This is a genomic window from Streptomyces sp. NBC_00096 (genome assembly GCF_045041305.1).
In the GTDB taxonomy this organism is placed as follows: Bacteria; Actinomycetota; Actinomycetes; order Streptomycetales; family Streptomycetaceae; genus Streptomyces.
This window is the reverse complement of sequence record NZ_CP108221.1, coordinates 6,630,267-6,655,589: the sequence shown is the minus strand read 5'-3', so window position 1 is coordinate 6,655,589 and position 25,323 is coordinate 6,630,267. Positions and strand designations below refer to the sequence as shown.

Sequence of the window (25,323 nt, the reverse complement as noted above, 5' to 3'; positions counted from 1 at the left end):
GCGGGGATGCACCCCGTGCCCGGCTTTCCGAGCAGCCGGGTACGGGCCCTGAGCGAGCGGCTCGGATGCCCCGGGGTCCGTCGGACGAAGAAGAGCCGTCCGGTAGCCCCCGGGGCTTTGCCTGATCTTCGGCAAGCACGGTGCCGCCGCTCAAGTCGGCGAATGCCGAAGTCCGGCTGGGTACGACGAAGCCGCCGCGACCACTGACACACCTCGTGTCGCCGAGCACCGACACTCCCGTGTCGCCCGACACCGCGGCGGGACCGGCATCGGCGCCGGGCAGGTGCAGGTGGGGTCGTGTGGCTGCGGATGCGGGTCATTGGTCTGCTGCCGGGTGTCGTGGGGCGGGTTTAGGCTGTGGTCATGCCTCTTCACGCCCGCCTCGCTCCCGGCTGCCGCCCTCATGGCTGCCGGGCGCCCGCGCGGCGTGTCCACGGCCGCCGGGTGCGGTACGTGATCGGCTCCGAGCGGGGCCAGGTCAACGGCATGCGATGGCTGTGCGCTCCGCGCACCGTGCGGGGCGTCTGAGGGAATCTTCCCTCCCACCGTCTCCCGCCATCCCTCACCCGAGCACCACACGGACCCCCGTCTGCGTCCGGCTCGCCCACCGCTGGGCTTCACCGGCTGCCGTCCCGCTGAATCCGCGGCCGCCCCGTCCACGGCTGGTGGCCGCAGCCCGGCCCCGTGGCGGCACGTGGAGAGCGGTTCGAGGGAATGCGGTGCGCTACGACAGCCCAGATCCGTAGCTGACCCTCCTCTGCGACCAGCCCGCTCGGCGATCGCACTGATCCGAAGGTTCCGGGTTCACACCCATGCCGACATCCCCGACGCACCCACCCCGCACAACGACCACCGATACCGATTCCGCTGAAGTGCTCGCGCGGCATGCGGGAGGGGGTGGGAAGCTGCCTCTTCCGCCGCTGCTGGCGCTGTCCATGGCGGCGTTCATCACGCTGTTGACCGAGGCGCTGCCCGCGGGCGTCCTGCCGGAAATGGCCCGCGACCTGTCGGTCGGCGAACCCGCGATGGGCCAGGCGATCACGGTCTACGCGATCGCCACCGGCCTCGCGGCCATTCCCCTGGCCAAGGCGACGGCGTCCTGGAGGCGCAAGCGGCTGCTCCTGTCGGCCGTGAGCGTGTTCGCCGTCGCCAACACGGTCACGGCGATCTCCTCCAGTTACCCGATCACTCTGATGTTCAGGGTCCTCGCGGGCATCGCAGCCGCTGCGGTCTGGGCCGAACTGGTCGGCTACGCACGCCGCCTGGCACCATCCCACCTCCAGGGCCGGGCGATCGCCGTCACCCTGGCGGGCATTCCGCTCGCACTCTCCCTGGGCATCCCCCTGGGCACGCTCCTCGGAGGCCTGATCGGCTGGCGGCCGACGTTCGCCCTGGTGACCCTGATCGCCCTCGTCCTGCTGGGGTGGATCGGCACAGCGGTCCCCGACGCCCCGGGGCAGCTCCCCGGAAACAGGCAACCCGTCCTGTGCGCCCTGCGCCTTCCGGGAGTGGCGGCCGTCCTGCTGGTGACCGCCGTCTACGTGCTGGCCCACAACGTCCTCTACACCTACATCGCCGCTTTCCTCGATGCCCGCGGCCTGGGCGGCTCCCGCGAGAGCGTGCTGCTGGTCTTCGGACTCGCCTCCATGGCCAGCGTCTTCGTCACGGGCGCTCTGGTCGATCGCCAGCTGCGGACCCTGACCGCCACCGCCACGGTGCTGTTCCTGACCGCGTCCGTCGTGCTGATCACCTCGGCCGGGAGCCTCGTGATGGTCTACGGGGCGATGGTGCTGTGGGGGCTGGGCTGGGGCGGGGTCGCCACCCTGCTGCAGACCGCGGTCACCGACGCGGGAGGAGACCGGGGGCAGGCCCTATTCGTCACCGTCTGCAATTCGTCCATCGCCGGCGGCGGTGCGATCGGCGGCATCCTCCTGGGCGCCGTCGGCCCCGCTTCCTTCCCGTGGACCACCCTGGCTCTCCTGGCCCTGGCACTGGCCGTCGTGATCACCGCACGAGCACACGGCTTCCCCGCCCGCCGGACACCGCCCTCGCCGCCGCCCGCCGGCGGATGACCCCACACCGACGTACACACGCGGCGCCCACCGCACCGGCCGCCCCGAACGCCGGTGCCCCCGCAGGGAAATCCCCCGATGGGGCGCTCCTGCCCAGGCCCCTCACGCGGTCGCGTGCCGCAGATCAGTTACCTCGCGCCAATCGACGCTATCCATCTCATAGCGGCGAAGATAGTGACTTTGTGGACGTCTGGACCTGGGGCCGTCCGATCTGCATCCGACGCGGGCGTCCGGCCCCCGGTGCCCGCCCGCTACGAAGACGAACAGGAGACATCCATGAGCACGAACGACCCGGCGCCGCCCCCGGCCCCCGACCTGTCGGCGGCGCGTCGGCGCAGCGCCGAGCTGGAGGAGCGGATCGGCGCGGATCCGGGGCGGTTCAGGGTACTGACCGGGGACCGGCCGACCGGGCGGCTGCACCTGGGGCACTACTTCGGGACGCTGCAGGGCCGGGTACGGCTCCAGGACCTGGGCGTGGACACCTTCGTGATCGTGGCCGACTACCAGGTGCTCACCGACCGGGACGTGGCCGACCGCCTCGGCGAGCACGTCGAGGAGCTCGTGCTCGACTACCTGGCCGCCGGGATCGACCCCGAACGCTCCACGGTCTTCGCGCACAGCGCGCTGCCCGCCCTCAACCAGCTGCTGCTGCCCTTCCTCTCCCTGGTGTCGGTCGCGGAACTGCGCCGCAACCCGACCGTCAAGGACGAGATCGCGCACTCCCGGCAGGCCTCGGTGAGCGGGCTGATGTTCACCTACCCGGTGCACCAGGCCGCCGACATCCTCTTCTGCAAGGCCGGGGTGGTGCCCGTGGGGCAGGACCAGCTCCCGCACCTGGAGGTCACCCGCACCATCGCCCGCCGTTTCAACGAGCGCTACGGGGCGACCGGGCCGGTCTTCCCCGAGCCCGAGGCCCTGCTGTCGGCCGCCCCGCTGCTGCTCGGCAAGGACGGCACCAAGATGAGCAAGTCCCGGGGCAACGCGATCACCCTGTCGGCCACCGCCGACGAGACCGCCCGGCTGCTGAAGGGCGCCAAGACCGACGCGGTCCGCCGCATCACCTACGACCCGGCCACCCGCCCCGAGGTCTCCAGCCTCGTCCTGCTCGCCGCACTGTGCCAGGGCCGCGACCCGCAGACGGTCGCGGAGGAGATCGGCGACGGCGGCGCCGCCCAGCTGAAGAAGGTCGTCACCGAGGCCGTCAACGACCACTTCGCCCCGCTGCGGGCCCGCCGTACGGAGCTCGCGGCCGACCGCGGCCACGTACGGGACGTCCTGCGGCGCGGCAACGAGCGCGCGAACGCGGTTGCCGAGACCACCCTCGCCGAGGTCCGCACCGCGATGGGGACCCTCTACTGATGACCCGCGTCCCGGAGTGGCTGCGGCACACCGTCCGGATCCGGGCCGTCCCGATGGACCGCACCCTGGTGGCACGTGGCGTTGTGGGCATGCTGGTGCCGCTGGCTCTGGGCCAGGCGGCCGGCCGGCCCGACCTGGGAGCGGCGGCCGCTCTCGGCGCCTACGGCGCGGCGGTCGACGATTCCTCCGCCCCCTGGCGCACCCGCGCCCTCACCCTGCTCCTGCCCCAGCTCGGCGGCGCGATCGGACTCGCCCTGGGCCGGCTCACCGACGGACAGGCGTGGGCGCAGATCCTGTTGGTCGCGTTGGTTGCCCTGGTCTCGGGGCTGATGTCGACGGTGGGCCGGATCAGCGACATGACCGCGCTGGTCCTGCTGCTCGCGACCGCCATGGGCCTCGGGCTGCCCACCGCCCCGCCCTGGTGGCAGGTACCCCTGCTGTTCCTGCTCGGCGGCATCCCGCTGATGCTCCTCTCCCTGGCCGACGCACTGCGCCATCCCGGGAGAGCAGAACGGCGGGCCGTCGCAGGGGCGCTGCGCAGCGTCGCCGACCTCCTCGACGCCACCGGGGACACCTGGATCGAATGCCGCCACCAGGTGACCGAGGCCATGGACGCCGCCTACGACACCGTGATCGTCCGCCGCCTCTCCCCACCGCGCCCGGGCGGTAGCACGGCCCGTCTGGCCGGCCGACTGGACTCGCTCGTCGAGGTCATCGCAGCAGCCCCTGCCATGGATGCCCCGCCGGCGTACGCCGACGTGGTGCGCCAGGTCGCCGACGCCGTCGAGGCGGATGCCGGTACGGTGCCGGTCACTCGGCCGCCCGCCCCGCAGGAACCGGCCTGGCGCGCCCTGCACGCCGCCGTCACCGCACTCGCCGAGCCGGACCAAGAGCCGGCCGACCGGACGCCCATCCTCCCGATGCACCCCACGCCCGTGCGCCGCCTCACCGAAGCACTGGCCGCACGCATCGGCGACCCGGTGGCCCGGCGCTACGCCCTGCGCCTGACGGCATGCCTGGCAACCGCCCAGGCGGTCGCCTCGTTCAGCGGCCTGCCGCACTCCGGCTGGCTGGTCCTGACCGTCGCCCTGGTGGTGCGGCCCGGTCTGGGCACCGTGCCGGCCCGGCTGGTGACCCGCGCCGCCGGGACCATCGCCGGAGTCCTGATCGGGCTGGCCGTCATCGCCATCTGCCCCGCGGGCTGGTGGCGCATCGCCGCCACCGTCGTCCTGACCGGCCTTCTCCAGGCGTACGCCCGCCGCAACTACGCCCTGCAGACCCTCTTCCTCACCCCGGTCATGCTGCTGCTCGCCGACCCGCTCGGCCAAACAGGCTCCACCGTCCCCCAAGCACGCCTGCTCGACACCGTGATCGGCTGCGCCATCGCCTTCGTCGTCGGCTACCTGCTGTGGCCCGAGGACACCCGCGCCAGAGTGGACCACCGGCTGGCGACCGCCCACGAGACCATCGCCGCCTACGCCGACACACTGGAACACGACAGTGATGCCGCAACTCTCCACACCCTGCGCCGGCGCATCCACGGCGACCTCGCCGCCGTCCGTAACGAACTGATCCGTCTACGCACCGACCCGCGCCACCACCACACCCTCCAAGCGCGGCAGGACGACCTCGCCTACGCGGACGCCGCGATCACCCGCCTCACCAGCCTGGCCGCCACGGGGCAGCACAGCACTCCGCCGGCGACTCAGGAGATGACCCGAGACCTGTCCGCGGAGCTGCGCCGACGAGCCGAGCGGCTGCGAGAACACCGGCCCCGCCGAGTGCGCAGCCCGCGCTGACCCACCTCGCACCAGCCACTGAGCCAGGCCCTTGTCGTCGACAGCGCTGGGGCCAATGGAGGTATTCAGCGGCGTCTCAACCCGAGCCACCATGACCAACACCGTACATTTGCACAGATGTCGGCCACAGAGCGTACTACTGCGAATCGGTATCCCGAGCGGGTCACCTACGAACGGGACGCGGTCTACGCGATCCTCGACGAGGCCCTCGCTGTCCATGTCGGTTTCAACACCGATCTCGGCCCGGTGGTCATCCCCACCCTCCACATGCGGGTGGGCGACCAACTGCTCCTGCACGGATCCGCGTTCGGCCGATTCATCACCACCGCCGCGTCCGGCGCGCCGCTGTGCGTGACCGCGACCCTGATCGACGGCGTGATCCTGGGCAGAGCCTCCTCCCACCACTCGGCGGCCTACCGCTCCGCCATGATCTTCGGGACCGCCACGGCGATCGAGGACGAGCAGGAACGCGCCGACGCCCTCGCCGACGTCGTGGAGAGCGTCATCCCGGGCCGGCTGTCCGGCCCGCATGCCGCCCGACGCCCCAACGTCGAGGAAGCCCGGTACACGGCCTGCCTGACCATGCCGATCACGGAGTTCTCGATGAAGGTCCGCGAGGGCTTCGCCCGGGACGAACCCAAGGACGACCACGTCGAATCCTGGGCGGGCTGGATCCCGCTGACCACCACCCCCGGCACCCCCGTCCCCGACGCGATCACCGGCGACCGCTTCCCCGCCCCCCACTACGACCCGTCCATCCACCGCTTCCGCCAGAACTGACCACCCCCGGACGGAGAACCCTTCATGAGCACTCCCGAGGAACGACTGGCCGAAGCCGGCCACGCCCTGCCGACGATCGCCACGCCCGTGGCCTCCTAGGCCACGGAAGCCGCCCGCCAGTGCGCCCTGAACGCCCTGGCCGCCCTGAAGTCCGCCGTCGGGGACTCTCGGCCGTCAAGCAGGTCGTCAAGCGCCGTCGTCAGCAGCGCGGTGATCACGACGAGGGTGATGAGCTGGCCGCGGTTGTTGCGGCGGGGCAGACAGACGCCGAGGGCGATCACGGTGATGGCCAGGGTGGCGAGGAGGAACCACAGGATGACGCCAGGGATGCTGGCCGTCGCCTGCGTGAGCCGTTCCTCCCGCTCCTCGGACCGCTTGTTGTCAGCGGCGATGAGCATGCCAAAGACCGGCTTGCCCTCCACCTCACGGAAGACCCGGCGGAGATCGGTGGACCACACGCTGGGCGCCGCCGAGCCGTGCCCGTCGGCCATCGCGGGCCACTCCTGGGTGCGTACGGCACGCGCGTAGCAGACCGCGTCCGCCTGGACCTCGGCCCGCTGCGCCGCGGGTGCGTACTCGGCGGATTCGACGAGCTGGTCGACGGCGCGGGCTTCGCCGCGCGCGGCGACCTCGGCCTTGCCGTAGGAGCCGTTGGCGGTGACCAGGACGAAGGCGAGCAGTAGCACGGTTAGCGTGAGCAGCGGCCCGACCAGATCCTTCACGGCCATGCCGGTGTCGTCGTCCTCGTTGAGGAGCCGCGGGCGCAGGTAGCGGTTGGCGGCGAGGCCGGCGAGCAGGGCGAGTACGGCTACGACGATGACAAGGACCACGGACGGACACCTCCGGGGAGCAAGAGAGAAGGCCCCGGGTGTGCGGGGCGCCGGGATCATGTCCCGCGCGGTGTGCCGCCCCCAACAGGGGAAACGTCTCCTCACCTCCGAATGAGGGACACCCTGTATGCCAGACGCTCCAACCCCCGCCTGCCCTGGCAGCCCATGCAGCGGGCCTGTCCAAGCCCAGGCCGCACGTCCGCCAGCTGCCCGGTCAACGTATGCAGAGCTGCGCCGGGGGCTGGCCGGACGGGTGGAGGCGAGCCCCAGGCGGGTTCGTCGTGCCGCGCGCCGCGCTCAGTCGTAGAGGAGGGAGGCGGAGGTGGTGGTCGGGCCTTGGCGGTCGGGTGTGGTGTAGGCGAAGTTGAGGACGGTACGCCGTACCCCCGGGCGTTCGAGTGGGGTGACTCGGTGGGCGGTGAGGTCGCTGCGCAGGAGGTATCCGTCGGCCGGCTGGTGGTGCACACGCCGGGTGCCAGGTGCGTCGAGGGCGGCGAGATCACTGCGGCCTGGGTGGAATTCGAGGAGTCCGCCGTCGGTGGGGCGGGGTGGGGCTTCGAGGAAGAGGACCAGGGCGAGGGGGTAGTCGTCGGTGTGTGCGCCGTGGGTGTCGCCGGGCCGGTGCAGGACGTTGAGGACGTGGCGCTCGACGGGTTCGTGGACGGCGACGACGGTCTCGTCCAGGAGCGAGGAGAGCAGCCGCATCACACCCTGGTCTTGGTAGGTCTGTGTGATGAGGGGTGAGGTGCGGGCGATGTGGTCTCCGCCGAGGGTGGTCATGTGGCGGGGGCTGTCGTCCATGCACGGCATGCGGAAGTCCCGCCGCACGGCGTCCGCCTCGAGCCGTCCGGCTTCGTTTCCGAGCTCGGTGAGTCCGGCGGGGCTGATGAGCTGGGGCAGGGGGAGGTAGCCGTCGGCGGTGAACTGCCGGCGCAGGGATGTCCAGCGCGGGGATACGGGCAACGAGAACACGGCCGATGCATCCCTCAGGCCCGGAAGGGACAAACCCGGCCTCGACCATCTGGATGCGTCCGCCCGCCGGACTGACCGGGTCGTCTCCGATCGGTCCGCCGGGCGAACCGCTGCCCGGGAAAGGCCCAGCAGGCCGGCCCCCGAAACCAGCTGTCGCGGCCAGGTGTCAGGTGGCGGGCCGCGTGGCGTGCGGGCTGCCGGCAAGACCTGAGATGTCCCGCTGCAGGGTGGCCTGGAGTGGTCTTGATCTTGGGTCGGAGCGGTGGCTGGATGGCGGGGTTGGCCCGGGGCGGCAGCGGCGCGACGGCCGCGGGACCGAGGCGACGGGATGGGGTGGTCGTGGCGGTGCGGGGTGTGGACGTGCTGGTGGTCGGGGCCGGGGTGGTGGGCCGTTCGATCGCGTTTGCACTGGCCGCGGCGGAGCCGTCCGTGCGGGTCGTACTGGCCGGCGCGGCCGGCGGCTCGGGGGCATCGCGTGCGGCGGGCGCGATGCTCGGCGCTCTCGGCGAGGTCACCGATCTGGCCACACGGACCCGGCACGGGCGGTTGCGCACCGAACTTGCGGTCACGGCAGCCGCCCGGTGGCCGATTTGGCGGCAGCAGGTACGCGCCCGCGCGGGCACCGGTGCCCCGCCGGGGGACGGATACGGCTCCGGCACGTTCGTCATCCTGAACGCAGCCTCCTCGGCTCTGGACGACGCCTCCTTCACCGCGATCAGCCGGGCTGCGGCCGAGCACAGGCTCAGGTGTCGTGCGACGGTCCCGTCGGACATCCCCGGGCATCATCCGCTGGACAACGACCGTGCCCTGCGCGCCTGGTACCTCCCCGAGGAGGGCTTCCTCGACGCCCGGGCCTGGCTGACCACCCTGGACGCCGCCCTGGCCGCTCTCCCGAACGTGACCCGCACACCGGCCGGCACCCTCACTGCCCCGCCTGCCGACGGCTACCTCCTCGATACCCCCGCCGGCGCCTTCCGCGCCCCGCGCGTAGTGGTGGCGGCCGGCGCCTGGACCACCCCGGTCCTCCAAGCCGTGGACCCGCACCTGCCGGTGGTACCGGTCCTGGCCGCGGCCGGGACCGCCCTGACCGTCACCGGGCAGGAACCCCTTCCCGCGGTGATCCGCACCCCGAACCGGGCCTACGCCTGCGGGCTGCACACCGTCCCGCAGGCAGACGGGTCCCGCTACATCGGCGCCAGCGCCCATCCCAGCCTGACCCCGGTCCCCCGTCCCACGGCCGGAGCCTTGCGCTTTCTCCTCGATGCCGCGCTCGGCCAGCTCGACCACCGTCTGGCCACAGCCGCTGTCGTGCGCGCCCATCACGGCAACCGGCCCATCGCCCTGGACGGGCACCCCGTCATCGGCCCCACCCCCAAAGACGGCCTGTGGGTGGCCTCGGGCACCCACCGCGACGGACTCCATCTCTCCCCCCTCATCGCGACCGCCCTGGCCGACGCCCTCCTGGCCCCCACTGACACCGCCGCGGCCCTGCCCGGGCCGCTCGCCGCATTCACACCTTCCCGCCCGCTGATCACGGATCTCACCGCCAAGGAGGCGGCCACCGAGGCCGCAATACACCACGGGGCACTCGCGGCCGAAGCCCGCATGCGCCCGCCCCTGACCGGGGCGTGGCCCCGGATGCTGGCCGACTCGTACCAGGTCCTCATGGAGAGCGCGTACGCGGCCATGCCCGACGGGTACGTCCCGCCTCCGGACCTTGCCCCCCTGGCCTACGAGGAGAGCGGGCCGGCTCTCGCGGAACTGGCCGCCGCCCACCTCGACCGCCACAGCGCCCATTTCGGGTAGGCCGACGCCAGACCCCTGCGTCCGACGGCACGGCCGCAGCGTTCCGCCGTTCCGCGCCGGGCATGGTCGTGGCCACACCGGCCCGAGGGCGGCGGGGTCAAGGTCCAGCCGCCCGGCCCGGGCGAACTGAGAGGGGGTGATGGGCTGGTGTCAGGTCAGGAGGAATGCGGCTGCGGTGGTGGCTCCGACGCCGGCGCCGGCGGCGGTCTGGGCGATGCTGTGGTAGGTCAGGGCGACGCGGGACCAGCACACGGCGAGGGTGAGGCCGTAGGCGAGGAGCCACCACGGGGAGTGGGTCACTGCGAGCATCGCGGGGATCGCGGAGGCGACCGCGCTGTCGACGCTGATCTTCCAGACGTGGTTCACGGCCAGCAGGACGACCGTCATGGCCCACAGGGCGACCATCGCCAGGAGGATCCCGGTGGGGGCGTGGCCGAGGATCATGACGATCGAGCCGAGGCCGATGGAAGCCAGGATGACCAGGAAGATCGGGGGCCGCTTCGTGCGGTCGACGATGTTTCGGTCCTCCCACGTGCCGCGCTTGCGCTCCCACTGGATGTAGGCCGCGGGAATGATCCCGGCGCACAGGGCTCCGAGCAGCCCCCAGGGAATACCGCTCCAGTTCCCGGCGGCGGCCAGCCCGATGCCCGGCATGCCGGCGAGCAGGACGTTGCGCGGCTGCAGTACGTCCGTGACGGTCCGGGCCACCGTCGTGCGGTCCGCACGCCCACCCCCCTCAAGGCGGGGCTGCCCGTCCGGCAGGTGTCGGTGCTGGTGTTCGTGTGTGTCGGCAAGCACGGGGCCGTCAGACGGTGTGGCGGTCATGTCCTTCTTCCTCTGCAGCATCGTCGTCGGGCCTACAGTCCCAGCCGTCGCTGTCGCGAGGCGTAACTGTCCAGCGCCTGGCGCAGGTCTTCGCGGGTGAAGTCGGGCCACAGCCGCTCGCAGAAGTACAGCTCCGACTGCGTTGTCTGCCAGGTCAGATACCCCGACAGACGCTGTTCGCCCGAGGTGCGGATCACCAGGTCCGGGTCCGCGAGCCCGGCCGTGCCCAGGTGGGATGCGAACTCCCCCTCCCACCAGGACAGGTCCCCGGCCGACTCCTGTGGCCCCCGGTCGCGGAACTTTTCCGCCAGGGACCGGGCCGCGGCGACGATCTCCCGCCGGCCGTCGTAGGCCACAGCGATATTGGCCTGCACCCCTTCCACCCGCTCGGTGCGCCGCTGCACGTCCTCGAACGCGGCCGCGACCGGCGCGGGCAACAACTCCAGGGCTCCGATCACCCGGACCCGCCAGCGCCGCGCCTCGGCGAGACGCTCGCACAGGCTGATGAACGACTCGTAGAGACCGGCCAGTTCCTGGGGGCTGCGCTGCAGGTTCCTGATGGACAGGATCCACTGCGTCACCATGGCGACCCCTTCCTCCTCGCACCACTGCAGGACATCAGGGATCTTCCCGATGCCGTAGCGGTGCCCCTCGGGCACGCTGAGACCACGCTGGGCAGCCCAGCGTCGATTCCCGTCGAGAACGAGAGCGACATGCGCCGGCACCCCCGGTCGCACAGAGGCAGTGAGTACGGACGGTTCGGTCATGGCGGCTCCCAACCAAAGGCAACGGAAAAGGCAAAAAAGGGAACAGGCCCACGAACAAGGAGGACACGGCACCTCGTGGGACCACGGAATCGCTGCTCCCGGGACCCGGTGCTACGGAAGCTGGATCGGGTCATACCGCCAACTGTGCTGAAGGGACAGGGGCAGTAGGGAGAAGCACGCGACAGGGCGCGTGATCTTCATCCACACGTGTGAATGCGCTGCCTCGCGGCAATGGGCGAACGCAGCTGTGGATGCGTGAGGATCCCCCTACCCTCGGCCGAGGGCGCCCGGGTGACCGACGCGTCCGTCACGTCCTGCCGCAGGAGCCTGCCGGGCATACCGGCCTCGACGGACGGCATCCCGGCGAACTCGGTGTTCGCGCGGCGCACGGTAGCCGCCTGGCTCCATGCGCACGGCACGCTCAGGATCCCCACCGCCCGGCCCGCCGCCACGGCACGCACCAGGGCAACGGGCGGGCAGGCCCCGACGATTCGATTCGACGACCTGCCGCTCCTCCTGGCAGACAACGTCTCCAGCGGCGACGAGTCCGCCGCCGAGAACGGTGTGATGCCGTAACGGCTTCCAGGGCCGACTATCCAGCGGCACTGCGCAAGGGGGGCAGGCTCTTGCGCAGTGTTCCCTTTCCGGGCCATGCCGCGGCCGCACTCGGGGACCGGTACCGCCGCAGGCCTCCGGGGGAGGTTCAGCTGCCCGTGTAGAAGGCGATCACTGCGGCGATGACGTGGTCGACCTCGGCGTCGGTGAGCTCCGGGTAAGCCGGAAGGCACAGCCGCCCGGTGGCCGCGTCCGACCGTTCGGTGACATGGCTGCGGTGGGCGATCTTCTCGAAGGCGGGCTGGTCGGGCAGGAGGTAGGGGTAGACCCGCTCGGCTTCGATGCCCGCGTTCGCGAGGTGGTCGGTGAGGGCGGCGATGTCCTCGCAGCCGAGCGCGTACTTGTAGAAGGCGTGGACGTGCCCGTCCTGGACCACCGGCGTCTCGACGGGCAGTTCGGCGAAGGCGGCCGTGTACCGGCGGGCGATGGTGTTGCGGCGCTCGGTCCACGACGGCAGCAGACCCAGCTCTGCGGTGAGGATCCCGGCGTTGACCTCTCCCAGCCGGGCCCGGTGACCGCGTACGTGATGCAGATGGCGCTCGCCGCGGTCGCGCCCCATGTCGGTCAGCTGGCGCAGCTGCCCGGCGCGCTCGGGGGTGGTGGTGAGGATCGCTCCGGCGTCGTCGAGGCCACCGATGTTCTTTCCCACCCAGAACGAGAAGCAGCCAAAGTCCCCCCACGTCCCCGCGGCCCTGCCCTGCAGGCTGGCACCGGGGGCCTGGGCGCAGTCCTCAATGACGGCCAAGCCGTGCCGGGCGGCGACCTGGTTGATCGCGGGCATGTCGGCCATGTGCCCGTGCAGGTGTACCGGGATCACCGCCCGGGTGCGGTCGGTGACCGCGGCTTCCATCGCTTTCGGGCACAGCGTGAGGGTGGATTCGGTGACATCCACGATCACCGGCACGGCCCCGAGGCCGGCCACCGCGAAAGCGGTCGCGGCGAACGTGGCGGCCGGCACGATCACCTCGTCCCCCGGCCGCGTCCCGGCCGCTTCAAGCGCCAGCACCAGCGCCTGCGTGCAGGACGTCGTGGCCACCGCATGACCGCCCCAGACGTGCGACAGGGTGTCCTCGAGCCGCTCGGTCTGCGGCCCGTAGTGGAACTTCCCGGTGTCGATCACCGCGTCGGTGATCTGGTGGATCGTCTCCCGCAGGGCGGCCACCCGGCGGCCATGGCCCTCGGCCGGGATCGTGACGACGGCGGTACGGTCGGGCAACGTGGTGCTGACCCTCATGGGCGGATCCGATCTGTGTGGCGACGTGCAAAAGCGTTTCTTGATCCAAGTCGGCCACGGCCGACTTACGCCAACGCACCGCGTTCACTCCCCTGGAGGAGCGCATACCGGGGCTTTCGGGAGCACGCCCGCCCAACAACAGGACGGCCGGGTGACCGCGGTGGTCTGTGGGAGCACGCGTGGACCGAGAACGCCGCAGTTCCTGCACTTCGATGCCGAGGTCCCGTCGGATCGGGTGCGATTCCCTGACCGCCCCGCATCCGCCGGGGGGACAGCCTGCGGCCACTTCCCCTCCGAGAGAGCCGCCATGAAGGGCGTCTACCTCGCGGTGATCTCCCTCGGCACCACTCGCGCCTGCCGCAAACGCCGGACCACCCGCTGGAAGCGAGCCTTCCAGGCCTTCGACGGGCGCCTCACCAACAACCGAATCCGACCCTGGAAAAACCCTCTCCATCCGCACCCTGCGCTCACTCCTTCAGGGCTACTCCGTACGGCTTCTGCACGGCACGGGCCTGGGTGCAGCATGATCGGGTTGCCCGAGCGTTCGGGCACCCACACGCAGCCAACCACCAAGGAGCCACGGCATGAGCACAATTGAAGAGCGCGTAAAGAAGCTTGTCTCCGAGCAGCTCAACGTCCCAGTGGACGACGTCACGAACATGAAGTCCTTCGTGGACGACCTTGGGGCGAGCGAACAGGACGTGACCGAGATCCACATGGCCCTCGAAGAGGAGTTCGAGACGGAGATCCCCGACGAGGAGGGTGAAAAGATCACCACCGTCCAGTCGGCGATCGACTACGTCAACTCCCACAAGGCGTCCGCATAGGCAAGGCCGCCTGAGCCGCCGACGGAACCGCGCCCCTTCGGCCATCCGGCCCTTGACCTGGGTACGTTGTGGACTGACGCAGGCGCGGGTTCCGGTCGTGGCGATGTGGCCGCGGGTCCCGCGCAGGCACAGCGAGGCGAAGTGCGCGAGACCGGGGCGGAAGCCGGTACACCAGGTGATCGCGCCGGCTGGCGCGCGCCTGCCGTCTGCCCAGGCGACGCTTTCCTCGGTGAGGTGGCTGAGCATGGGCTTCGCGGAAAGCAGCCCGGCGTCGCGGGCTTCGCGGACCGGGGGTATGGCGACGATGTCGCCGAGGGAGGACACGCCACCGGTGTCGCTGCGGCCGACTTCCAGGGCACGGCGGCGGGCGGTGGCGGCGTCTAGGGGGCCCGGACGTCGATGTCGTCGGCAAGTTAGCGGGGCGGACGCTGGGTGAGCCAGGTCAGGTCGGCCGGAGAGGCGAGGTCTGCGGCGATCTGGGCAACGGAATTGCCTCCGCCGATCACGATCACCCTCTGGCCGGCAAACTCGGCCGGGCTCTTGTACTGCACCGTGTGGAGCTGGTGTCCGGAGAGCTCCCGGCGACCGGGGACAGCAGGGATGAACGGGCGGGTCCAGGTCCCGGTCGCGCTGATGACCGCGCGAGCTTGCCAGCCGCCTGAGTCACTCTCGATGCGGAGGAACTCGATGTCGCGGTGGACGGCTTCGACCCACACGCCGCGCTGGGCCGGCAGCTCGTTTGGTGACACCGGCACGGGGTGCGGTCGACCATCAACGGCCGACAACACGCTCTCGGTGCCGAAAGTCTCTCTCGAGCAGCGGAGTTGGACTGTCAGTAGGGTCTGGTATGCCTGGACGTCTGGCGAGTCTCGAATCATGTGCGGAATATTCTGAGGCATAGAACCGTGTACTCTCGGGGGAGTTGAACTCGCCAGGGCTGGAGGTGGGCACGTGCGCGACCAGAGGAGCTTGGTTGCGGATCCAGGGATGCTCACCTTGGCCCGTGACTCGCGCGGCTGGACACAGTCTGAACTTGCTGACGAGATGACGCGTCTTGATGGCAGCCGCATCACCCAGGGGTACGTCAGCCGAGCCGAAGCCGGCCGCATCCCGGTCAAGGACAGGCGCGTGCAGCTTTTCGCCGACGCCCTGCGCTACACCGCCGACACCCTGTGCCGCGCCACTGACACGGCCGGGACAGGTGTCGGACTGGTGCACCACCGTAAGCGAGCCTCCCTGGGGGCGCCCGCCCTGCGTCGGATCCATGCGACGTTGGCGGTCACCCGGCTCCAGGTCGACTCCTTGGCCCGGGCAGCGGACCTCCATCGCAACGACGGGTTTCGGCGCGTGGAGGTCAACGACTTCGACACTCCCGCGGATGCGGCGGAGACGATGCGTGAGGAGTGGAACGTCCCCGCAGGGCCCGTCGAGGACATGGTCGCCCTGCTCGAAGATGCCGGCGCTCTGGTCGTAGTCCGGGATCTCTGCACCACCGAGCTCGACGCCGTGAGCCAGTGGCCCCCCGGCGGGTACCCGTTGATCTTGCTCAACTCGCATGCACCAGCCGATCGTTCTCGCTTCAGCCTGGCGCACGAACTGGGTCATCTGGTGATGCACGGCGAGCCGGGTGAGGCGCGCGTGCAGGAGGACCAGGCCAACCGGTTCGCCGCCGAGTTCCTCATGCCCCATGACGCGGTGCTGCCCGAGCTGAAGCCAGGCATCGACGTGTCCCGTCTGCTGGACCTCAAGGCCCGGTGGGGGGTGTCCATGGCCGCTCTGATCAGGCGAGCCATGGACTTGGGAGTCATCAGCGAATGGCACTACCGCACGCTCATGGTCGAGTTGTCCGCCCTCGGCTACCGCACCGCCGAACCGACCACCATCCGGCGCGAAACCCCGCGCCACCTCGCTCAAGCCGTCACCCGGCTTGAGCAGCAGCTCCACCTCAGTCCGGCCGAGACCGCCCACCTGGCGGGCCTGGGTCGCGAGGAGTTTCACGAGATCTACTTGTGCTCTTCCTCTCCGTCCGGCTACAAGGACGTGCCGGACTCTTCTGCGAGGTGATTCATGAGCAACACTCCCTCCCCGAGGCGGCGACCGCCCGCCCTGAAGACGCTCGACCACACCGTTGCCGCCGTGCCGCTTCTCCAGGGGCGGGTGCTGCTCCACGAGAACGCCGTCAATCTTCCGCGGCCGCGGCCCGCGCTCGATGACGACTTCAGCGGCGTCGTGATGACCGGAGCCAAAGCCGACGAGCGGGCCTTCCACCTTCGCAGCACGGCCGGCTATGAAGGCACCCTGCTGATCGACAGCGCCCCCTACACCACCTATGTCGCAACCGCGGACGAGCCGTTCATGGTGCCCACCGACGAGCTGTTCGCCTCAGTGGACACCTCGCTGGCCTTTCAGAAGGTGCGAGGCGCGAGCGCGGCACTGACTCCGACCGGCTACATTCCGCCCGCGGACTCCAAGACACTCAAAGCAGTGATACGCGAGGCCAACAAGATCGAACGGGCCGATACCGTCGTGACACTCCCGATCGACGTCACATGGCTCAACCGCGAGAACATCGGTCAACTCATCGCGGTCTGCACGAAGATCCGGCACCCGAAGGCCCTCGTCCTGTTCCGCCAGTTCGATCCGATGGAGCAGACGAAGGACATCCCCGCCAATCTGCGCCGCCTGCTGGCCGAGGTCGAACACATGGCACTACTGCGGACCGACCTCGCTGCGCTTGATGCGATCGCGCACGGCGCCTTCTGCGCCGGCATCGGCGTGCAGAGTTCACTCCGCCACGCGATCCCGCCCGGCGAGAAGGCCCAGACCAACAAGGCCGGCCCCACCTACCCGAGCGTGCTGATGCCGGAACTCATGTGCTTCAAGGGCGCCGAGTCCCTCTCCAGGCTGTACGGCAACGTGGATCCCGCAACCTGCTCCTGCGAGGAGTGCGACGGGCGTGGACTCGACCGCTTCCTCCTGCCGGACGGTGAAACCCGGCGCGAGGCCGACAATCACACCGTCCTCACCTGGAGCGACTGGGTCACCGAAATGGCTAGCTACCAGCCAGGCACCCCGCGTAAATCGTGGTGGCGCGATAAATGTGCGGCCGCGATCGACCGCTACGCACTGGAGAACCAGCGCATCGGCCTGGGCGCCAGCCCCAGGTCCGGATTCCAGGCACCCTCGCCGCTCAAAGCATGGGCGACACTCCCCGTCACCCCGTAACGAGCCGCGGGCCGGATGCTCAGGGGAGCTGGCGGTGGACGTCTTCCAGGAACTTCCAACCGGAGACGGTATGACGTCTGCGCACGAAGGGCCGCGGCGGCACCACCACCTCCACCGAGCCCCCATGAAGAGTGAGCAGGCCGATGCCGTAGAAGTCCGCGCGCAGCACGGCATCATCCTTGCGCCGCAATACGCCGTCCACCACCACCGCGCGAGAACAGAACGGAGTAAATCGCTCGGCCTTCTCCATCCCCGACTCCCAGCTGCGGCCGGGCACGAACGCCATGTCGATATGGACAGGCTGCGCCGCGCGACGGGTGATCGACCCATCCCTGCGGACCGCCGCACCTTTCGGAAGGGACTTCAGCACCCGCCGCTCCCTCTCGCTCAAGGAGCTGGCAGGAACCGGCTCGCCCAGAGGCAGCGACATGAGGAGATCCAGCACGTCAGGTCGCGTCAGCGGCGGCATCCCTACAGCTGCCCGCCGCTCCCGCTCAAGCGCGTCATACCGATAGGCCACAACAGCTTCCGTCCCGAAGGCTTCGACAAGCGCGAGCTTCGCCTCGCGGGGCACGAGGTCGCAGGGAGCCAGCGCACCTGCGACGACATCCATCTGCTCTCGCGCCACGACCGACATGAACCAACCCGCTCTCGTTTCGAACTGACACCCTCGTCTGCGGAGCGTCTGCACGCCCCTGCTTACCCTCAGGCACCCATCACCAGAAGCACGAGCGGCTCACGTTCACACGATCCACTCGCCAATCCCCTGCTGGCCGCAGCCGAGCGGGACCGACACCCCTAACCCGCCTTCCCCTGGCCAAGACACGGCAACGCCTCAGCACGGACGGCCCAGGCTAGTACGGGAAGTCGTACGCCCGGCGGCCACCTCCTCAGGTGATCGCGAGATGGCCAGCACCCGTCACAGTCCGGCCAGCAAGCGTCCACGGCGGCCACCAACGAACGACTGCGAGCCTAGCCACCACAGGCGGCCATGCCTACATCTGTCCGAGTCTTCATCCAGCCTGCCAACCCCCTTCCCCTTCCACCCCCGCCAGGCGGAGTGCGGCTGCGAGCATGCCTGTGCAAGCATTCGCACGGTGGGGAGTTCAGGTGCCACGAGAGCTCAACAAACGGCAGCAACAGGTGCTGCAGTGGGTCGCCCGAGGCTGCCCTGACGGCGTGTGGGAAGGAACCGGGCACAAACTCAGCTGCCAAGCCCTGCACAGCCGCGGACTGGTCAAAGTCTCCAAGCGACGGGGGCAATGGTCCGTCGCCCTCACCAGGGCCGGCGAGCAATACCTGGACCACGGATCCCATCCGCCGGAACAGCCGCGCGGCAAAGACACCGCTCCCGCGCCGCAGGCTGGAATCCAGCCACCCGACGTGGCCAAGAGCAAAGAATCCAGCGGCCAGGTGGCTGCGCTCGTACCGGTTCAGCGAACGCGCTCCCTTCCGCGGAAGAAGGCCAAGACCGTCACGGAGCAGCTCCTGGAGGAGCTCGCAGAAGCCGGCGGCCGCGTCGTCAAACGCGAAGCCAGCGGTCGGGAGACCGAGAAGTGGCCGATCCGTGTTGCCGCAGCACGGCGGTCGGGAAAGATCCCTGCGACCAAGGAGCTGCACGCAGGTTGGTGCCGCGACGGATACGAAATTCGGCTGGTCGACACCCCCGCCTGGCGCTTGGCCGTGCTGTCACCCGTTGCCGTACCGGCACGGCTCCCTACTCCACACCCCGTGGTAAGAGCCCTGCAGGCACACCCTCAGCCCATGGCGCTGACCAAAGCCGTCCAGGGCAGAGCCTTCCGCCTCATCCACGCGTTGCTCACCGCAACGCAGAGGCTGGGATTTACCAGCGCGTTCGGTACGGCCGAGAGTGCACCCGCGCCACATCGCCGACGAAACGGCCCTCCCCACTTCACCATCACCGCCCAGGGCCAGCGATGCGATTTCCTCATCCTCCAGGAACAAGACCGCACCGAGCACATCCCCACGAAGAAGGAACTCGCACTCCTGGGTCAGGATTCCCCGGCACGACCACTCCCCCGCTGAACGCCTGCGCATCTGTATCAGTGGCGGGCTGCCACACAGGGCCGGGGAGTGGGCCGACACGACTACATGCCCCCTTGAGGAGCAGCTCGCCGAAATCGTGCAGGAAGTAGGACTCCGAGGCGAGGCCGCCGAACGCAAACGACTGGCCGACCTGGAGGCGGCACAGGAGAAACGGCTGCAAGGGGAAGCCGCGATGCAACGGGCAAAGATCGACTTCGCCGAGGCCGCCCGAATCCAGCACCTCGAAGCGCAGGAACAAGCATGGCGCCGCGCAGCGGGCCTGGCCGAGTACGTCGACGCCCTCCGCCTCCACACAGAGACCTTGGCGCCCGGACCGGAGAGGGACGGAGCCGAGGCATGGATCACCTGGGCCACCAACCACATGGAGCGCCTGAACCCGCTCAACGGGACGCTCCGCCTGCCCGACATTCCCGGACCTCGCGCCAGCGACCTGCAGCCGTTCCTGCACGGATGGAACCCCTACGGTCCCGGCTACTAGTCGCGAGCCCCCGCGGATTATCACAGAGCGTAATCGGAGAGGGGAAGGTGGATCGCGGGTCTGACGCCGACCGACTCGGTCGCCGACAAACCGGAAAGGGCGCCTCCCGCAGCAAGATCACAATCTACTGCGGGACGCCCCCTCTTGCGCCCGACGACTCGTCAGAGATCGCCGACGGCGTGCGTCAAACGTGCGTCACGAGCGTCAAATCTGCGTCAAGATATCGCCCGTAACGCCCACAGCGCACATAACGCACACTGCCCTAACCCGCAGGTCAGAGGCCCTTTCCAACGGGCTCAAGGATCGCGACGCACTCGACATGCTGGGTCCCAGGGAACAGGTGAGGGTTCACGCCGAACGTCGGCCAAAAACCTTCCCGTACGGCCGGGTCATTGGACCCCCGCCCCACACAACCGTGCTGGCGCTCGCCACCCTCACGTCCCTACCCATACCCGGACCCCGCCTCACCCGCAGGAATGAGCACGCACCGGAGCTGACCCGCTTCCATGATCAGGGCATCCTTGGGCGGTGTCTTCGATATCAGCGCAACCCCAACAGCCATCCCCCGACGGGGGGATGATCGTGTGCGGTGACGACGGGCTGGCCCGTCGCCTGGCCTCCGAGCTGCGGGAGGTCTACAAGGAGCGGGTGACGCTCGTAGCGCCCGCCGCCCGAGACACGCAGCCCAGCCTGGGCCGTGTCCCTCGGGTATCCGTGCGCGGTCTGCTCGGCGGGCCCGGCCTCCCCGGGGCGCGAAACGGGGACGCCGGGCAGGCTGTCCGGGAGCTACGGGTCCTGGACGCGGCCGAGCTTGACGAGGGGGTGCTGGCCTCGGCGGGGGTGGCCGGGGCTGCCGCACTGGCACTCGTCTACGAGGACGACGACACCAACATTCGGGCCGCCCTGGTGGCACGCCGCCTCAACCCGAGGCTGCGGCTGGTGATCCGGCTCTACAACCGCAAGCTCGGCCAGCACCTGGAGGAACTCCTGGACCAGGCCGCGCTGGTCGCGGAGCCGGGGATCGACCTGCGGGAGCTGGACTCCTCGACGACGGTCCTCTCGGACGCCGATACCGCCGCCCCCGCCCTCGCGGCCAGCGCCGTCGCGGGGACCAGCAAGGTGGTGCAGGCCGACGGCCTCCTGCTGCGCGCGGTGGAGCGCACTCCTCCGGGGAGGGGCCAGGTGGCCGATCCGGGGCTGTGCACTCTAGCTCTCCTCTCCGCGACCACCAGCGATCCGGCGGGTGCGGAGGGAGCGGAAGGCACCGGATCCGGCGAGGACCGCGGCCCGCGGCTGCTGCCTGACGACCGGGCCGTGGCCGCGGCGACGGGACGCGGCATCGTGGCCCTGGAGACGGTCGTCCACACCGATCCCTCCCGGCCGAGGCGAAGATCGGGTGCCGGCGCCCTTCCGGTCGCCTCCCTGTTCTCTCAGCGGCTGCGCTGGTCCCTGGCCGGCATGGTGGCCGCCGTCGCCGCCCTCGCGGTCGCGTCCTGGGCGACGACCGGCGACCATCCCCTGCACGCCGCCTACATCACCCTGCTCGACATCTTCGCGATCAACGATCCGGCTGTGGGCGACCCGGCCCAGCGCCAAGTCCTCCAGATCCTGGCGGGGTTCGTGGGTCTGCTGCTGCTTCCGGTCCTGGTGGCCGCGGCCCTGGAGGCCTTGGGCGCGTTCCGCACGGCGACGGTCCTGCGCCGGCCGCCGCGCGGGATGTCGGGTCACGTGGTCCTGCTGGGGCTCGGCAAGATCGGTGCACGGGTACTGGCGCGGTTGCGGGAGCTGGACATCCCGGTCGTGTGCGTGGAATCCGACCCGCAGGCCCGCGGACTCGCACTAGCCCGTCGGCTGCGCGTACCGGTGGTCATGGGTGACGTCACCGACGAAGGAGTCCTGGAGGCTGCCTCCGTCGGCCGGGCCCACTCCCTCCTCGCCCTGACCAGCTCGGACACCACCAACCTGGAGGCAGCTCTGTACGCCCGCGCGGTCAAGCCCGACCTGCGGGCCGTACTGCGCCTGTACGAGGACGGCTTCGCCACCGCCGTGTACCGCACCCTGCGGGCCGCCCACCCCGCCGCCCTGACCCGCAGCCGCAGCGTCACCCACCTCGCGGCGCCCGCCTTCGCGGGCGCGATGATGGGGCGCCGGATCCTGGGCGCCATCCCGGTGGAACGCCGGGTCCTGGTCTTCGCCGCGGTGGAGGTGGCCGGGCACCCGAATCTGGAGGGCCGCACCATCGCGGAGTCCTTCCGGCCCGGAGCCTGGCGTGTGATCGCCCTGGACACCGCGGCTCCCGAGGACCGGCGTCCCGACCTGGCCTCAGCTCCCGGGTACGGTCCCCCTCCCGGCCTCGGGCTGGTGTGGAAACTGCACCCCGGCTACGTCCTCAGGCCCGAGGACCGTGTCGTCGTGGCCGCCACCCGCCGCGGCCTGGCCGAACTCCTCGGACGCCCCGGAGTGCGCACACCCCGGACCTGACCCGCCGTCGAGATCGCGGAAGCGCGGCCACCTGTATCCACCGCACACGACGCCCGACCGGACGGGAACGATGCCGCCTCGAACGCCGGTCGGCGGGCTACCGCACACGAAGCCGCCAGAAGAGAGGACATAGGCGATTCGAGGAGGGGCGGGAACGCGCCGCCGTGCGGGCGGGGCCGGTCATTCCGCGACGTCCTTCCGATTTCTACAAGCCTCACGGCTCGTCCTGGGCCATGATCACGCCGCCACCTCTCGTGGTGATCAACAGGCCTGCGATCAGGGGGAGTCGAGCCATGCCCGAGAACACCCGCACCACCAGAACCCGCAGCACGATCTGGCGCCGCACACTGGCGGCTGCCGTGGTCCTGGCCGCCACCGGTTCCATTCTCGCCGCCAGCCCCCAACGCGCCGAGGCGGCGCTGCCAACCCAAGAAATAGCCGACCCCGTCCACTACTGGAACGATGTCCTCCAGGGCGTCTTCAGGCAGGTGGAGGGTGGTCCGGTCCCCATGGCGCGGGCGGCCGCGATGATGAACGGCGCGATCTGGGACGCAGAGAGCTCGTACCAAGCCAAGTGGAAGGGCCCGATGACCTCCGCGGCCTACATCCACGCGGAGGCCTACGCGGGCTGGGTCCAGGGGCCGGACGAGGAGGAACGCGTCATCGGCCGCACCGCGTACAACATCCTGCTCAACCTCTACGGCGTGAACCGGCCGAACAAGAACGCCCCCGACTTCACGGCCTACCTCAACAAGCGCTTCGAGGACCGGTTCGGGACCAAGCCGACCAGCGGCGATCTCCTGGACCTCACCATCGTCAGCGGGATGGTCAACCAGATGATGAACCTCCGTGCCAATGACGGTTCGGATGACGCCTCCAGCTACACGAGCGAGAAGACCCGACCCGGAGCATGGCGGCCCACGGGCAACTATCCCGACATGCCCGACCCGAAGTGCGCGACGGACGGCAATGCCGTCAACCCGGCCTGGGGCCAGGTCAAGCCGTTCTCCCTGAACTCGGGCTCGCAGTTCCGGCCCACGACGCTCGCGCAGTACGGTTCGTACGAGGACCTCGTGGCGAGCCCCGAGTACAAGGCCCAGGTCGCGGCCGTACGGAACGCCGGCGCAGCCGCCCCCACCGCCGCCACGCCGGTGATCAACCGGACCGCCGACCAGTTCAACGCGGCATGGTTCTGGGCCAACGACAACGACGGCACGTACAAGCCTCCGGGTCACATGATCCAGGCGACCCGTGAGGTCTCCAAGGCCCGGGGGCTCACCACCTACGCCAACGCCAAGCTCTTCGCGCTCGTCTCGATCGCCCTCGCCGACACGGGCATAGCGGTCCGCGACGCCAAGTTCTCCACCACGATCGACCTCTGGCGGCCCGTCTCCGCGATCCGCGAGGGCGGCCTAGACTCTCAGTGGAAGCCCCTTCTTAAGAACAACGCGGGTGTCAACGTCAACCCGTGCTTCCCCGCCTACGTCTCCGGGCACGCCTCCTTCGGCGCCGCCTGGGCGGGCATCATGAAGCGCTACTTCAAGACCGACAACATCGCCTTCGACCTCACGACCGACGAGAAGAACGCCCCGATCAAGCAGCGCCACTTCACCAGCTTCAGCGCCGCCGCCAAAGAGGACGCCGACAGCCGCATCTGGCTCGGTGTCCACTTCCCGTGGGACGCCACCGACGGCCTGATCCTCGGCGACAAGGTCGCGGAACAGGTCTTCACCACCAAGCTCCGCACCCTGTGAGATTAGCGGTGGGGCGGAGTCCTGTACCCCCGCCCCACCCCATGGGACCCTGGTGCCACCAGCCCCTCCTCCCCGCCAGGAGCCTCCATGACCCGACCCCCCGCTGCCGGGCCGGTGTCACCCCTGCTCGCCTTCGGCGCGATCCTCACCGTCGCGGGCGCCTTCTTCTACTTGCGCCCAGGCCCCGGTCTGCCCCTGCTCGCCCTCGGTGCACTCGTCCTGGCCGGCGCAGCGGCGGTCTGGCTGTCCTCCCGGCAGCACTGACCCGGCTGGGGCCCCGCCCCTGAGCCCGAGATCTGCACCGCCCCTACCACGTGCCACTCTGGTGCCCGCGACAAGGAAGCGTCATGGGCGCGTCAGGACTGGGGGAAGTACGTGGCGGACAGAACGGCATCCGTGGAGCATCTGGTGGGCTACACCGACATCATTGCCGCGGCCTGCACCACCGGACGTCGCCTCAACCGGGACGAACTGGACTCCCGCCGTGCGGAAGGGGAACGTGCCGCGGAGGCGGGCCTCCCGCTGCGTGCCCTGATACGGGAGCATCTGGCTGCGGCCCGGACCGTCGATCTTCCACCTTCGCCGCCCGGTCCGCTGCTGGCAGTCCTCGAACAAGCCGTGGACGCCTTCGTCGAGGGCTACGAACGCGCACAGCAGCAGGCCGTCCGCCAGGAGGAAGCCGCGCGCCGCGAGTTCATCGACGACCTGCTGTACGGAGGCAGCGACCTCGGTCGCCTCGCGGAGCGGGCCGAACGCTTCGGGCTGCGCCTCTCGCAGGCCCACGCCGTGGCCGTGGCGGCCGGGCCCGAACCGTACGGCGACGGCTTCCGGGTCGTCCGGGGCATCGAGACGGCGGTCCTGGCCCGCTTCCCCGGGCGGCAGATCCTGCTGACCACGAAGGATGGCCGACTGATCTGCGTGGCGCCCGGGGACCAGCCCGACGTCCTCGCCTTCTTCGCCAAGCGGGCCTACGCGGCCACCGACGGCGGCAAGGTCGCCATCGGCCGCTCCCACCCCGGCCCCGGCGGTGTCGTCCACTCCTACGAGGAAGCCCTCGGCGCCCTGGACCTGGCCGCGCGCATGGGCTTCGACGAGCCCGTACTCCACGCCGTCGACCTACTCGTCTATCCGGTCCTGACCCGCGACCGGCAGGCCATGGCCGACCTGGTGGAGAGCACCCTCGGACCGCTGCGCTCGGCTCGCGGCGGCGCCCAGCCCCTCATCGACACGCTGACCGCCTATTTCGACAGCGGCTGCGTGGCGACGGAGGCCGCGCGCCGTCTGTCGCTGAGCGTGCGGGCCCTCACCTACCGGCTGGAGCGCATCCACTCCCTCACGGCAGCCGACCCCGCCGACCCGCTGAACCGCTACACCCTGCAGACGGCGGTGATCGGCGCTCGTCTGCTCGGCTGGCCCGGCTCGGACGCCTGAG

Annotated in this window: 22 protein-coding genes and 1 pseudogene; 16 read left to right on the top strand and 7 right to left on the bottom strand. The window is 70.3% G+C overall.

The genetic code is table 11. From position 1 onward, the window contains the following. The first annotated feature begins 363 nt into the window (after positions 1–363). From trpM to OG904_RS29530, 5 genes are all read left to right on the top strand, one after another. The gene (gene trpM / locus OG904_RS29550) at positions 364–528 is read left to right on the top strand and encodes a tryptophan biosynthesis modulator TrpM (protein WP_405496147.1); all 165 of its coding nucleotides are present in this window, start codon (positions 364–366) and stop codon (positions 526–528) included. A gap of 407 nt (positions 529–935) precedes the next feature. Then, entirely contained in the window at positions 936–2,072 is a 1,137-nt protein-coding gene (locus OG904_RS29545) for an MFS transporter (RefSeq protein ID WP_405496145.1), read from the top strand. Between the two features lie 276 nt (positions 2,073–2,348). After that, complete coding sequence (gene trpS / locus OG904_RS29540) at positions 2,349–3,431, top strand: tryptophan--tRNA ligase (protein ID WP_405496143.1); 1,083 nt, start codon at positions 2,349–2,351, stop codon at positions 3,429–3,431. Continuing rightward, positions 3,431–5,230, top strand: a complete 1,800-nt coding sequence (locus tag OG904_RS29535) for an FUSC family protein (RefSeq protein ID WP_405496141.1) — start codon at positions 3,431–3,433, stop codon at positions 5,228–5,230. Before trpS ends, OG904_RS29535 begins: the two co-directional genes overlap by 1 nt. Before the next feature lie 117 nt (positions 5,231–5,347). Continuing rightward, complete coding sequence (locus OG904_RS29530) at positions 5,348–6,010, top strand: pyridoxamine 5'-phosphate oxidase family protein (protein ID WP_405496139.1); 663 nt, start codon at positions 5,348–5,350, stop codon at positions 6,008–6,010. 95 nt (positions 6,011–6,105) lie between these two features. Here the strand turns inward: OG904_RS29530 and OG904_RS29525 are convergent, their stop codons facing one another. Continuing rightward, positions 6,106–6,840 (bottom strand): hypothetical protein, encoded by a 735-nt coding sequence (locus OG904_RS29525; RefSeq protein WP_405496137.1) that lies wholly within the window; start codon positions 6,838–6,840, stop codon positions 6,106–6,108. Positions 6,841–7,137: 297 nt separating this feature from the next. After that, the gene (locus OG904_RS29520; protein ID WP_405496135.1) at positions 7,138–7,812 is read right to left on the bottom strand and encodes a hypothetical protein; all 675 of its coding nucleotides are present in this window, start codon (positions 7,810–7,812) and stop codon (positions 7,138–7,140) included. 339 nt (positions 7,813–8,151) lie between these two features. On the opposite strand from OG904_RS29520, the gene OG904_RS29515 reads away from it, so the two are divergent. Beyond that, the gene (locus tag OG904_RS29515) at positions 8,152–9,618 is read left to right on the top strand and encodes an NAD(P)/FAD-dependent oxidoreductase (protein ID WP_405496133.1); all 1,467 of its coding nucleotides are present in this window, start codon (positions 8,152–8,154) and stop codon (positions 9,616–9,618) included. Between the two features lie 150 nt (positions 9,619–9,768). Here the strand turns inward: OG904_RS29515 and OG904_RS29510 are convergent, their stop codons facing one another. Continuing rightward, on the bottom strand, positions 9,769–10,380 hold the full coding sequence (locus tag OG904_RS29510) for a hypothetical protein (RefSeq protein WP_405498353.1): 612 nt from the start codon (positions 10,378–10,380) through the stop codon (positions 9,769–9,771). Positions 10,381–10,475: 95 nt separating this feature from the next. After that, positions 10,476–11,210, bottom strand: coding sequence for a polyprenyl diphosphate synthase (uppS, locus tag OG904_RS29505; RefSeq protein WP_405496131.1), 735 nt, complete (start codon positions 11,208–11,210; stop codon positions 10,476–10,478). Between the two features lie 255 nt (positions 11,211–11,465). Between uppS and OG904_RS29500 the strand changes: the two genes are divergently transcribed. Next, positions 11,466–11,786, top strand: a complete 321-nt coding sequence (locus OG904_RS29500; RefSeq protein WP_405496129.1) for a hypothetical protein — start codon at positions 11,466–11,468, stop codon at positions 11,784–11,786. A 127-nt stretch (positions 11,787–11,913) separates the two neighbouring features. Here the strand turns inward: OG904_RS29500 and OG904_RS29495 are convergent, their stop codons facing one another. Continuing rightward, positions 11,914–13,059 (bottom strand): DegT/DnrJ/EryC1/StrS family aminotransferase, encoded by a 1,146-nt coding sequence (locus OG904_RS29495; protein WP_405496127.1) that lies wholly within the window; start codon positions 13,057–13,059, stop codon positions 11,914–11,916. A gap of 584 nt (positions 13,060–13,643) precedes the next feature. Here OG904_RS29495 and acpP point away from each other — a divergent pair. Then, positions 13,644–13,886, top strand: coding sequence for an acyl carrier protein (gene acpP, locus OG904_RS29490; RefSeq protein WP_405496125.1), 243 nt, complete (start codon positions 13,644–13,646; stop codon positions 13,884–13,886). Between the two features lie 66 nt (positions 13,887–13,952). On the opposite strand, the pseudogene OG904_RS29485 reads toward acpP, so the two are convergent. Continuing rightward, positions 13,953–14,623: pseudogene (locus OG904_RS29485) on the bottom strand (NAD(P)-binding domain-containing protein); the annotation flags it as partial. 250 nt (positions 14,624–14,873) lie between these two features. Here OG904_RS29485 and OG904_RS29480 point away from each other — a divergent pair. Next, a complete protein-coding gene (locus OG904_RS29480; RefSeq protein WP_405496123.1) occupies positions 14,874–15,950 on the top strand; it encodes an ImmA/IrrE family metallo-endopeptidase in 1,077 nt (358 codons plus the stop codon). 3 nt (positions 15,951–15,953) lie between these two features. Beyond that, positions 15,954–17,111 carry a hypothetical protein gene (locus OG904_RS29475; RefSeq protein WP_405496121.1) on the top strand — a complete coding sequence of 386 codons (1,158 nt, stop codon included), beginning with the start codon at positions 15,954–15,956 and terminating at the stop codon, positions 17,109–17,111. A gap of 19 nt (positions 17,112–17,130) precedes the next feature. Here the strand turns inward: OG904_RS29475 and OG904_RS29470 are convergent, their stop codons facing one another. Then, positions 17,131–17,748: a hypothetical protein gene (locus tag OG904_RS29470; RefSeq protein WP_405496119.1), complete on the bottom strand. Its 618-nt coding sequence runs from the start codon at positions 17,746–17,748 to the stop codon at positions 17,131–17,133. Between the two features lie 473 nt (positions 17,749–18,221). Here OG904_RS29470 and OG904_RS29465 point away from each other — a divergent pair, with 473 nt between their 5' ends. From OG904_RS29465 to OG904_RS29440, 6 genes are all read left to right on the top strand, one after another. After that, positions 18,222–19,157, top strand: coding sequence for a hypothetical protein (locus OG904_RS29465; RefSeq protein ID WP_405496117.1), 936 nt, complete (start codon positions 18,222–18,224; stop codon positions 19,155–19,157). 193 nt (positions 19,158–19,350) lie between these two features. Next, positions 19,351–19,656 carry a hypothetical protein gene (locus OG904_RS29460; protein ID WP_405496115.1) on the top strand — a complete coding sequence of 102 codons (306 nt, stop codon included), beginning with the start codon at positions 19,351–19,353 and terminating at the stop codon, positions 19,654–19,656. Between the two features lie 576 nt (positions 19,657–20,232). Beyond that, complete coding sequence (locus OG904_RS29455; protein WP_405498351.1) at positions 20,233–22,137, top strand: potassium channel family protein; 1,905 nt, start codon at positions 20,233–20,235, stop codon at positions 22,135–22,137. Between the two features lie 293 nt (positions 22,138–22,430). After that, positions 22,431–23,891, top strand: coding sequence for a vanadium-dependent haloperoxidase (locus OG904_RS29450; RefSeq protein WP_405496113.1), 1,461 nt, complete (start codon positions 22,431–22,433; stop codon positions 23,889–23,891). 87 nt (positions 23,892–23,978) lie between these two features. Continuing rightward, positions 23,979–24,155 carry a hypothetical protein gene (locus OG904_RS29445; protein ID WP_405496111.1) on the top strand — a complete coding sequence of 59 codons (177 nt, stop codon included), beginning with the start codon at positions 23,979–23,981 and terminating at the stop codon, positions 24,153–24,155. A 132-nt stretch (positions 24,156–24,287) separates the two neighbouring features. Next, entirely contained in the window at positions 24,288–25,322 is a 1,035-nt protein-coding gene (locus OG904_RS29440) for a helix-turn-helix domain-containing protein (protein ID WP_328297321.1), read from the top strand. Position 25,323: the final 1 nt, after the last annotated feature.